This is a genomic window from Shewanella sp. HN-41 (assembly GCF_000217915.1).
In the GTDB taxonomy this organism is placed as follows: Bacteria; Pseudomonadota; Gammaproteobacteria; order Enterobacterales; family Shewanellaceae; genus Shewanella.
The window spans coordinates 17110-29102 of sequence record NZ_AFOZ01000017.1 but is presented as its reverse complement, the minus strand read 5'-3'; the positions used below and the strand labels follow the sequence as shown (position 1 = coordinate 29102).

General features: G+C 45.2%; 9 protein-coding genes. 5 read left to right on the top strand and 4 right to left on the bottom strand.

Going from position 1 to position 11993, the window contains the following annotated elements:
* The first annotated feature begins 4 nt into the window (after positions 1-4).
* The 3 genes from SOHN41_RS06130 (at position 5) to SOHN41_RS06120 (ending at position 5247) form a co-directional block, all read left to right on the top strand.
* Positions 5-1411: an RsmB/NOP family class I SAM-dependent RNA methyltransferase gene (locus SOHN41_RS06130; protein WP_007646665.1), complete on the top strand. Its 1407-nt coding sequence runs from the start codon at positions 5-7 to the stop codon at positions 1409-1411.
* Between the two features lie 288 nt (positions 1412-1699).
* Positions 1700-1858 carry a hypothetical protein gene (locus tag SOHN41_RS06125; protein ID WP_007646662.1) on the top strand — a complete coding sequence of 53 codons (159 nt, stop codon included), beginning with the start codon at positions 1700-1702 and terminating at the stop codon, positions 1856-1858.
* Positions 1859-2124: 266 nt separating this feature from the next.
* Positions 2125-5247 (top strand): NAD(P)-binding protein, encoded by a 3123-nt coding sequence (locus SOHN41_RS06120; protein WP_007646659.1) that lies wholly within the window; start codon positions 2125-2127, stop codon positions 5245-5247.
* A 66-nt stretch (positions 5248-5313) separates the two neighbouring features.
* Here the strand turns inward: SOHN41_RS06120 and SOHN41_RS06115 are convergent, their stop codons facing one another.
* Complete coding sequence (locus tag SOHN41_RS06115; protein WP_037458290.1) at positions 5314-6987, bottom strand: diguanylate cyclase; 1674 nt, start codon at positions 6985-6987, stop codon at positions 5314-5316.
* Positions 6988-7193: 206 nt separating this feature from the next.
* On the opposite strand from SOHN41_RS06115, the gene SOHN41_RS06110 reads away from it, so the two are divergent.
* Positions 7194-8045, top strand: a complete 852-nt coding sequence (locus tag SOHN41_RS06110) for a DMT family transporter (RefSeq protein WP_007646656.1) — start codon at positions 7194-7196, stop codon at positions 8043-8045.
* 42 nt (positions 8046-8087) lie between these two features.
* On the opposite strand, the gene SOHN41_RS06105 is transcribed toward SOHN41_RS06110, so the two are convergent.
* From SOHN41_RS06105 to SOHN41_RS06095, 3 genes are all read right to left on the bottom strand, one after another.
* Positions 8088-8627, bottom strand: coding sequence for a YfaZ family protein (locus SOHN41_RS06105; RefSeq protein WP_007646653.1), 540 nt, complete (start codon positions 8625-8627; stop codon positions 8088-8090).
* 184 nt (positions 8628-8811) lie between these two features.
* Positions 8812-9324 (bottom strand): GNAT family N-acetyltransferase, encoded by a 513-nt coding sequence (locus SOHN41_RS06100; RefSeq protein ID WP_007646650.1) that lies wholly within the window; start codon positions 9322-9324, stop codon positions 8812-8814.
* A 259-nt stretch (positions 9325-9583) separates the two neighbouring features.
* Positions 9584-10954, bottom strand: a complete 1371-nt coding sequence (locus SOHN41_RS06095) for a magnesium transporter (RefSeq protein WP_007646648.1) — start codon at positions 10952-10954, stop codon at positions 9584-9586.
* A 147-nt stretch (positions 10955-11101) separates the two neighbouring features.
* Between SOHN41_RS06095 and SOHN41_RS06090 the strand changes: the two genes are divergently transcribed.
* A complete protein-coding gene (locus SOHN41_RS06090; RefSeq protein WP_007646639.1) occupies positions 11102-11587 on the top strand; it encodes a glutathione peroxidase in 486 nt (161 codons plus the stop codon).
* Positions 11588-11993 lie beyond the last annotated feature (406 nt).

Below are 11993 nucleotides of genomic sequence, written 5' to 3'. Positions count from 1 at the left end.
ATTTATGGGTAATCCAAACAGCTTCTTATCCGGCAATGCATTCAACTCAAACACTTCGCTAGGTTTAAGTGCCCAGGCAAACACGCCCGCACAGAAACGCGCGCTCAGTTATGCCAATACCATTAAACCGTTATTCGATGAGATCCAAAGCAGCAAAATGCCCGCGGACCGAATTCTGGCAAACTACTTTAGAGAACATAAAAAACACGGCTCCAAGGATCGTAAAGTCATCCGTGAGTCCTTGTTTAGTCTGTTTCGCTGGTGGGGTTGGTTTAGACAACTCGGTGAACAAGAGCCATCGGCCGCTTTCTTTGCCAACCTAAGCGCCTGTGCACTACTCGAAGCCCATGCATGGCAGGATATTGCCAGCGCCTGGCATGAGTTATCACAATCAACTGTAGATTATCAACAAGCACAGTTACTTAGTGTTGAAACTCTTAATGATAAGTTAGCGCTGATGCGGCAGCTATTTCCTACTACTGAGTTTAAACCACAGGATTTATTACCCGATTGGTTCTGGCAGATATGCCCTATTGATGCCGTGCAGCAAACACCATTCATCGCTGCGATGTCCAGCCGTCCACCGATTTGGGGACGGGCGCAGGGGATCACGAGTCAAGATGCGGTGACACAACTGCAAGCGCTTGGCATAGAAGCGAGTGATAGTCACTACTTTAGCGATGCCATCAATCTTGGCAACAAGAGCATGAATCTTAATGACATTGATCTATATAAAAACGGCAAGATTGAGATCCAAGATTTAGCTTCCCAGGTCATAGGACAGATTTGCGCCCCTGAAGCCAATGCCCATTGGTGGGACACTTGTAGTGGAGCGGGTGGTAAGACCCTGCAACTGCGATCCTTAATGTTAGCTAGAGCCGCTGCCCCCCACTCAGCCGGAAGCCACACCCGCTCAGCCGGAAGCATAGTCTCATCGGATATTCGCTCCAATGCCCTAGAAGAATTGACCAAACGCGCCCAAAGAGCACAATTTGACGGTATTAGCATCGCCCGTTGGAAGAGCGATGCCCTCCCCGTGCCGGCGGATCATTTCGATGGTGTGTTAGTCGATGCCCCCTGTAGCTGCACAGGCACTTGGCGACGCAATCCCGACATGCGTTGGCTCGATAGCATTGAAGCCGTAACGGATAAAGCCATACTACAGCTCGATATTTTAAGCCGTAGTAGCAAAGCCGTGAAGCAGGGAGGGCTATTAGTGTATGCCACTTGCTCGCTCTCCCCCATCGAAAATGAAGAGGTGGTTAAGGCATTTCTTGAGCAACACAGTGAATTTCAGCTAATGCCAGTCCGCCATCCTTTTACCGGTGAACAAACAGAAATGTTGACCATCTGGCCCTTTGAAGCCAACAGCGATGGCATGTTTGTCGCCAAAATGCAGCGAAGGATATAACACTAACTCATTATTTTTTATCAGATCTTAGTGTCCGTGATTATGGGCACTAATCATCACGTAGAAAAAACATTTGCAGTGAAAAATCAAAATACCAGTGATATATCATATAAATAGACATAAAAAGTCACGATAAAATCCAGAGTAAATCGAATGGTATGGATAAAACACAATCTTGGACAAAACTTTTCACCATCAATGATGAAAAATTTCGCTTTAGCTTCATCTCACCTTTGGGTAAAAAGATCGGGTGCTGAGAATGGCACAGGTATTTTTGGAATTTTGACCATGTCACACTCCTATGAATTTGACGACGATGATGCGCCATGGGGCGATAACGTCAAAGGTAAACAAAAGAATAAACGCGTAAAACAACGTCGCAGGGATACTAAGCGCCGTTACTCTGACGAGACTGAGGTGGATTTTTATCAGCATAAATCGAAGTAGCGTGAATTGTACTGATTTATTGCATTAAATTAGTACCCGATGAAAGCCAGTCAAATCCGAGCAAGTTGGCTCCCCTCCAACTTGCTAGTTATACCAATCTCCTATCCCTTTTCCCCTCTGTAATAAACCAATCGTAAAATCAATAGGCTAAATAGCTTATTTACCCTATGCTTTTTAGGGCTTGTTAATATAACTCAACGATTAACAAACTCAATATATTGATAACTATACTGAAATGACTCGCACCGGGTTTAAAGGATGATCCCATGGAAAAACAACGCCCTGATTTTATCTATCCCCAAGGCAGTATGTTAATGCACTCCCCCTTAGTACTGAATAAAGCCGATATGTACGGTTTTTTTCTTAAGGGGAAACGAGCAAGTCTGCAACGTTCTATCGATAAGACCTTGAATCAAGTTGCTGGTAGTGCAATGTATTTTAAGGTGTTATCCCCCTACGTACTGACAACTTTCACCCAGATTGAGAAGGCTTACTCCGCTTACCCAGAAGACAGATCCAAGGGCTGGATCCAAGAAACCGACATCATCACTTGGATCATGGTCGGGCGGCAAGATAGCAGTAACAGTACAAAGATAAGCCAAGTGTATTTTCAACCGCTGCACATTTGGGTAAACGACGCGATGGCCTTAATCAATGGTCGCGAACTCTTTGGCTATCCCAAATACTCCTGTGAATACACTATGCCGGCGGTCGGTGAGCCCTTGACTCGACTATCACTTGCAAGCAAAAGTTTTTTGCATTTCTCACCAGAAACCGAACTTGCCCTGCATCCACTCATTGAGGTGAACTGCAATGCTAAGCCAGAGGCGCAGCTTTCAACCCTTGAGGCGATTACCCAAACCTGGCAACTCTTTAAAGAACAGACAGATTTTATCCCAGAACTTGACCTGCTCGGCGAAGAGCAGCTCTTTCAGCTGTTGTTTAAACCCGCAATCGATCAAGTCTTCCTCAAGCAGCTCCCAGACTCCTCTGGGCAAAAAGCGGTATATCAGGCCATAGTCGCCGCCCCCGCTCAAGTGAATAAAGTGCACAGTGTTGCCTTACTCGACAATGATTTCATCGCAACCATTTTTGATAATGCCAGCTTTCCACTCAAGGACACACTCGGGGTTGAGATTGGCGAGCAGCATGTCCTACTCCCTTACCATGTGAACTTCGATTTTGAAGTGCCACCCGGTGAAGTGTTAGTCGATAACTCCGAAATCAAAAAACAGAAAATTGCCATTCTCGGTGGTGGTGTCGCGGCAATGACGGCGGCCTGTTATCTGACCGACAAACCCGGTTGGCAGAATCAATATGAGATTGATATCTATCAACTCGGTTGGCGTATTGGTGGTAAGGGGGCAAGTGGCCGCAATGCCGCCATGGGACAGAGGATTGAAGAACACGGCCTACACATTTGGTTTGGTTTTTATCAAAATGCCTGCGCCTTAATGCGTAAAGCCTATGAAGAGTTAGATAGGCCAGCAAACGCACCGCTAGCAAGCTTTTTTGATGCCTTTAAACCCCATAATTTCATTGTTTTACAGGAGGATATCGACGGTCGCTCGGTTAGTTGGCCAATCACTTTCCCGACACTGCCAGGCATCCCTGGTGATGGCACTGAAACCCTCACCTTCTGGAAAGTGGTAAAGGCTGCCTTTGCTTGGATAAAGGAATGGCTCAAGGATATGGATGACCTGCTTGATGCCGATGAAAAAGCCATGGCAACGCCTAAAAACTGGCTAGATACAGATTGGTTCGAACGCTTAAGGGATAAGCTAGAGGATTCGGTTGAAGATGCGAAGGAGTCGCTCGACGCGCTCGGCGACAAGCTAGAATGCCATTTTAATCAAATGATTGGCCGCGAATGCGATGAGCATGTGCACAGTGAAAGTGACGATGGGCTGGTGGAATCGGCCGTCGATGCACTACACCAGAGGTTAGTAAAACGTTTCGTTGACCATTTAGATGATAATGACGAACTGCGCCACTTATATATCGCCACCGATCTCGGACTCACCATCCTTAAGGGTATGTTTGCCGACGATGTGTTTGAAAAGGGCTTTGACGCCATCAATGGCTATGACTACCGTGAATGGCTAACCCTGCACGGCGCGAGCCAAAAATATACCGTCGACAGTGCGCCCGTACGCGGTTTTTACGACTTAGTGTTTGCCTATGAAAAAGGCAACTTCGACAAACCCAATGTCGAGGCAGGTACAATCATCCGCGCCATGCTGCGCATCGCCCTGTGCTATCAAGGTGGCGTAATGTGGAAAATGCAGGCGGGTATGGGCGATGTAGTCTTTACCCCCTTCTATGAAGTGCTTAAACGCCGCGGGGTAAACTTCCACTACTTTAATCGAGTCGATAATCTCGAGTGCCGCGATCAAAGCATTCAAGCGATTGAGATCACTGAGCAGGTTGCCTTAGCACCGACACTCACAAGCTACTCTCCCTTAGTCGATGTTAAAGGTCTTCCTTGTTGGCCAAGTACGCCCAATTATGAGCAACTAGAGCCAGAACAAGCGGCGCTGCTTAAAGCCCATAATATCAATCTGGAACACTTCTGGAGCGATTGGGATAGCGTTTATGAGACTCACTTTGGCAAAGCGCTACCGAAAAAGCGCTTAGTCAAAGGCGTGGATTTCGACAAAGTGATCTTCGGTCTCTCCATCGGTTCTGTGCCCCATGTAGCGAGTGAAGTCATATCACAAAGCCCCGCCCTCAAACTTTGCGTTGAGAAGGTGCAAACCGTTGCGACTCAAGCCTATCAACTGTGGATGAACCAAGATCTTAATGGGATCGGCTGGCCGAATTATTCTGAAGGGGGCGAAGAACCAGTACTATCCGGTTTTACCGAGCCCTTCGACACTTGGGCATCGATGGATCAATTGTTGGATAAGGAAGATTGGCATGGCTTAGCACCTAAAAATGCCAGTTATTTCTGCTCAGCATTACCCGTTGAAGTCTACCCTCCCAACACGGATGTGGGGTTCCAACAACGCAAAACCGCAGAGGCAAAAGCAGGTGCTATCCACCAGCTCAATACCGAAATCCATAAACTTTGGCAAAATGTCGGTGATAATTTCCCCTGGGAATGGTTACACGATGAACAAGGCCGCCAAGGAGAGACTCGTTTCGATAGCCAATATTGGCGCGCCAATGTGGACCCATCCGAACGTTATGTCCTGTCGGTTAAGGGCAGTTCACAGTATCGCATCACCACCGATGGCACTGGGATAGATAACTTGTATATGACGGGGGATTGGATAAAAACCGGCCTCAATGCGGGCTGTGTCGAGGCTGCGACTATGGCGGGAATGCACACAGCTAAAGCCATCTGCGGCCACCCAACAATAATCAAGGGGGAAAAGGATTTCTAGCGAGTACTCAATAAAACGGCGTGGGAATATCCACGCCGTTTTATTTTAATAGGATGACTCAAACCTTTAACTTAAATGTAGGCTCACATCGATACCTTGGGTCTGCGCATACTCTTGACGACGTTTTTCCATCCGGGATTGGTATAAGCTAGTATCCGCTAATCGCAGCCACTCGTGGGGTTCCTCCACCTCAGTATTTAACGAGACCCCAAAACTAAACTGGCAATCCCTAAACCCCTGTTCCGCCACCAATGCAGTTAAATCCCTTAAGGTATTAAGCAAGGCCGAAGTCCCATTGGCTGGGAGAATAATCACAAATTCATCGCCGCTGATGCGATAAATTTTAAGGTGCGCAATATCTGTAGTTTGCAGCAGCTGAACTAAGGTTTGCAGTAAACGGTCGCCTTCTTGATGCCCTAAGGTATCATTAACTGCCTTTAAACTATCCACATTCAGTAGCACTAAGGCTGTAGATTGCACAGCTTTATTGGCAAAACCTAATTGTGAATTCATATATTCATCAAAAGCATATCTATTACCGACACGGGTAAGTCCATCGAGACGCGCCTTTTCCCAAGCAATACCCAATTCTTCTATATGGGCCTTGCGCTCCTCGGCCAATAATTTGAGCTTATTCGCTAATGCGAGGGACAAGAGCAAGGCATCGGCGGTCCCTCCCATTAAGGTTGCAAGTTCAGCATGCTCAATAAAATCAGGGGTTATCCCCATATTGCCAGGCAAAATAATCACGGCAGGAAGCAATAGACAAGTAAACGCCAGAATAAAATAGCGTGCTGGGGCAAAACCTTTCATCAAACACACGTTACCGCAAGTGATCGCTAGGGCAATCCATAACATGATAAGCACTGAGGCGATAATCGCCGTATAGGATATCAACCAAATACTGGTAGGTAATGCCACAATGCAGGCAATCATCAGACCTTGGCTCATTCGCCATAACCGAGGTGAATAGCTAGGTAGCTGGAGAAAATGCTTGTAGAACATGATATTAAATATCGGCAAACCGATAAAAAACAGATGATGTAATTCGAGTAAATGGAAATGAAACAAGTGAGCGGGTAAATGGAAGGTCAGTGCCCATCCGCCAAAATATGCTAACACATAGAGGCCATAGTAGAGAAAGGCTTTATCAAAAATAGAGATGTAAATCAGTAGATTATAGAGCGCAATAAATAACAATCCGCCCAAACATAACAACACAGCCATGGCGAGTCTATCGGACACATGCTGATGCTGATCCACACTCTGCAATGTCAGTTCGGGGGCGGATGAATAATAACGACTACTGAGTTTGACGACTAACCAATAATCCGTGCCCATCTTGAGATTGACCTTACGGCCATAATCGAACAAGAACTCATAGGGCGCGCTATAACCACTGTGGGCATATTGAGCACTGCCATCACTGCCCAGTAACCAATAATCGACAGATTCAACTATCGAATTACTCGCATCGACAACCCACTCACTTTGGCGGCTATTGACTAACACTGGAGTGATCATCCAGTAATCTCCCCCCGTTAAACTGACCGATGTAGCTTCATCGAGTCGTCCCATCCAATGGGGGATCTCATTATAGTTTGTCGGTGGAGTTTGATTCACGTCGGCATGGAACAAATAAGGGGAATCCAGCGCAATTTCAGCGCTTAAAGTAAAAGGACTAAATGTCCATAAAATCAGAAAAAAGCACCAGAACGTGTTTTTTTTAAGTGTCTTCATAAGTAAATCGGTTCGAATACTGGGTTATTTTCACATTGAGAAAAAGCTAGAGTGTTAACTTTATGTTTACATCTAATTTTTTACAATCAGTTAGACTAAATTAGTCGGATATCGAATGTCTTATGATGGTATTTTATCCGTAAAGTCTAAGACGCGGCATAAAATGCCAGCGTACGACCCCATATTGACTTCTTGTTGTGGAAACTATGCCTCCTCTACTGATGATTTTAGCTGCACAATTGTTGATTGCCAGCGGTAACCTTTTAGTCAAACTGCTCGAAACCGACGCACCCGTTTTTCAACTTGTGCTTTATCGTCAGTTGTTTGCCACCCTGCTAGTGCTCCCTTTTGTGTGGCGCCTACAGGGAAACCTTAAACTAAGCCCCTTTTACAAGGTGCACTTAAGCCGGGCGCTATTGATTGGACTTGGCAATGCTATTTTTATGCTCGCTATCATGCATCTCCCCTTAGCCACAGTCACCGCCGTCATTTATACCTCACCACTGTTACTGCTGTTATTGTCTGCATTCTTTTTGAATGAGCGCATAGGCTATCGACGCTCAGTGGCTGGCATCATTGGCTTTACGGGTATTTTGCTGCTCAGCCAACCAACCGAGTTTAACTTGTATATCGGCTTGGCCTTTTTCGGCGCTATGACATCGGCTTTGAATAGTTTGATTTTAAAAGCCTATTCAACCCATGAGCATCCATTCTCAACACTCTTTTGGTCTAATGCCTTTGCAATGATTTTTCTGATCCCTGCAACCCTGTATGAAGGGGCCAGTTTTAGTTTACCCGTAGCTCAGGTAGGGCTGACCTTAGGATTGTTTTATATTGGTATGACCTATCTCATCATCCACGCCTATCGACGCGCCGATGCTAGCCAAATGGCACCAGTGGAATACACAGGACTGCTCTTTGCCGCCTTATTCGGTTGGTGGGTTTTGGATGAGGAACTGAGCTTAGCTATGCTAGTCGGCATTGGATTGGTGATTTTTTCATCCATACTCCCAAGCTACAGTGAACTCAAGGCTAAATGGAAAAGCCGGCGAAACTAATCCTTAGCCGGCTCTTTGCAATCAATAAAAGCGGTCGATGACTTAAAAACGGTATTTACCGCCGATGTAGATACCATCTTCAAAGGTGAAATCACGGGCATTATCGTATTCGAAGGCAATTTTACGGTAACCGACATACAGCGCCATATTTGGCGTGACACGGTATTGTACCTTTGAATCTAACTGGTAATAACCATCGACATTGCCAAAGGACAAGACTTCGGGGGCGTAGTAGGCGGCGGCATGCAAGGAAATATTTGGTCCCATGGTCAGGACATAACGGCCACCAACGGATACGGCACTGCCATTTGGTGCATCATCAGACCAAAGCTGGCTTAACTGTGCCCCCACCTCAAAATGATGCACACCAGCATCATGGGTCATGTGCATTGCACCTTGGGCAATATGTCCGCTCTCATCTGAATAGATATACCCTAATACCGCATTGGTATCTTTATTCATCTGCAGTTCTAATTCGGTAGAAACCACATCGTTGTTTAACCCAAGATTAAATTCTGACGCACTCACTTGCAGCACAGCTGCACTCAATAATAAGACACTTGCTACTCTGAACTTAGCCATAAAAACACCTCGATAATGACTGTGGGTAATGGCGCGGATCATACCGAATAAAAAAGAAAATCTGCATATTTAGGTGATAACAGCTGAGATTTTTTAGGTTTAGCATCAACTAAAACATCTTCAAAACAACTGCAAAACGAACCGATTTCAATTTAAAAACATTTATACCAATCACATTAAATATCTAATTGGTACACACTACTGGCACTCGATTTCCCACTAAAGATTGCATAACAGTTTCAACATCGACATGCTCTTTAAGGGGTAAGTAATACCAACCCACTGTATTTCCTGTGCCACGGATACTTAAATAATCACGCCAAAATTGAAAGCCTGCTTTCAATAAATTGGCTCGGCTCGAAGTGTTCTCTGCACGAATGGTCGCAAATAAAATGGCAATACCGAGGGATTTGGCGACTTCAATACGCTTGAGCGTTAATCCTTGCGCAATTCCTTGGCGACGATAACAAGGGGAAACAACAAGATAACCAAGTTCACCAACGATACCAGATCCAGCCTTAATCGCTGCACACCCTACAATATCCCCCTCACTCGTCTTCGCGAGGATCACCGCTCTTGAGTGGAAAAAGTACTCATGGTCTAACGGATGGGCATTATCATCACGACTATCGACTAGAGTGGCGGCCAGTGCTAAATCTTCTTGCTTATCACAAAGTACAAACTGAATACCATTCATGATTAGGTTAACTCATTGATATCAAAACGATGTATATACCAAAACCACCTGAAGATACGAGTTTCAGGGCGGCTGATGTTAACCACGGGGTAACACACTTTATGCTGTGTTGGTTATTTTTAACTTAGCCCGCTAGGTCTGCAAATAACCGCCATCGCCATTTATGCAGGAGCAATAAATGGCCTTGCCCAAAGTGCGTTAAACTCCCGCTGAATCCTGCATCTGCAGCTTGTTTGGGTATATAACTATTCTATAAAACTCAAAGGTATAGCAAGGTCGCCATACCTAAAAAAGTGAAAAATCCGACCACATCCGTCACAGTCGTTAAAATCACCGACCCCGATAGTGCCGCATCTTGGTTAAATTTCTGTAATACCATGGGCACAAATACACCGGCTAAGGCAGCTACCGCCATATTGATCAGAATGGCGCAACCAATCACTATACCTATCGTACTGTCACCAAACCACCAACCCGAGACTAGGCCGATGACAATGGCCCATAAAGTACCATTAACTATGCCAATACCCAGTTCGTTCTTCATCAGGGAAAACACGTTCCCCACGGAGATCTGCCCCATGGCCATACCGCGGATCATCAGCGTCAACGACTGACTCCCCGCAATGCCGCCCATAGAAGCAACTATCGGCATCAACACGGCTAGCGCGACCACTTGGGATAACACATTTTCAAATAAGCCAATCGTCGCCGAGGCTAAAAATGCCGTGAGCAAATTAATCCCAAGCCATACTGCACGGCGCTGGGCCCCCTTCATAATAGGTGCGAACAAGTCGTCGGATTCATCCATACCCGCCGTTGCCATCAATTGCGCTTCATAATGTTCGCGCACTAATGCCGTTGCTGTTCGCAGCGTAACACGGCCAATTAACTCACCTGACTCATCAATGACGGGTAACTCAATTTCGCGGCTGTGTTCGATAGCTTCGGCGGCCTCAAGCAATGTCGCATCCGCCGTCAAGGCGCGGCTATCTTCAGATAAAATCGATACTAACGGCTCATCGGGATCATGCTTAAAGATATCGTAGCGTCTAACCGTACCAAGATACTTATCTTGATCGTCAACAATAAACAAATTGTCGTTACAATCGAGTTCAATTCGCCGGAAAAAGCGCTGAGCCTGAGCCACGGTCGCCCTATCACTGAGCACTAACATCTGGTGATCGGTATAACGACCGATTTCATTTTCAGAATATTGATCGTAAAGCTCAAATCGTTGCCGCTGGCGCTCCCCCATTAGTGCCAAAGCACGATCGGTAAAGCTCTCGGGGAGGTAATCACTCCACTCAATCAAATCTTCAGGACTTAATTGGGCAAATAACAGATCCACTTCGTTTTCAGGCATCTGCTTGAGGATCCCCATACGGGGATCTGCGCGCATCAAACTCAGTACTGTGACTCGTTCACTAAATTCAACTTGCTGCCAACGCTCATAACGTTCATCTAAGGGCAGTGACTCGAGTGCAAGTGCAATAGTGCCTGGCTCGACTTCATTTAAAATTTCGCTAAAGACTTCAGCTTGTTCTTCGCCTTCAACTTCAGTGAGTTGTTGAACAACCTGCCCGACATCAGCCTGAGTGTTTGTTTCATATTCGGCCTCATGTTCAGTCACATAAATGCCCTTCTTTCACAGTAAAATTAACGTAACTATATTGATACTTAAGAAAATTAGCAAACACCCATAATAAGTTGCACACAAGTATATTGTTAGAAATCTATATATTGTTTATGCTAGTGGATAACACTAAAGGAGATGAACATGAAATCCACCATTTATAGCTATACGGCAACCGATATAAAGGGTAATCCTATCCCACTTGCCCAATACCAAGGTAAGGTCTTGTTGATAGTCAACACCGCCAGCGAATGTGGATTTACACCTCAATACAAAGGGTTAGAAGCGTTGTATCGGCAGTATCAGGACCAAGGATTAGTCGTGTTAGGTTTTCCCTGTAATCAATTTGGCGCCCAAGAGAAAGCCAATGATCAAGGAATACAACATTTTTGTGAGTTGAATTTCGGAGTCACTTTTCCGCTGTTTTCTAAAATTGACGTGAATGGTGAACATGCCCATCCACTGTATCAATACCTTAAAAAACAAGCACCCGGGGTTTTAGGCACTGAAGGCATAAAATGGAATTTCACTAAATTTTTAATTAATCGTCAGGGCGAAGTGGTTGAACGTTTCGCGCCAACGACAAAACCCGAAGCCATCGCTGGTAAAATTGCAGCCTTATTAAAATAGTTTCGAGCTATCTATTTGAAAATTTGTGTTTTATAAAAAATTTGATTTATTTTTAACTTTTTATGGAACTTAAACCGCACAAGCCCCCTCAAATGTATTGAACAGCGAATGTCTTTTTCATGTTCATCATTCTCCCTGGGGCTTCTAGCGCGGCCCCCTTGACCTAGGAATAGGTCACTAGGCAACCATTGGGTTGCCTTTTTTTATGTCAGTGATTTTAATGTGAAATGAATATGACTGCAGCCGTTCACTTAACCACTAAACCCCATTGTCATCCACTATCGAAAAATATTTTTAATTTTTTATGGCATAGGTGAACTTTATTCGACACTGTGACTCTGACTATAGGTAAGGATTAACGAATAAGATTCAATGCAAGTTGGATGATGAAGCTTGTTGGATAAGC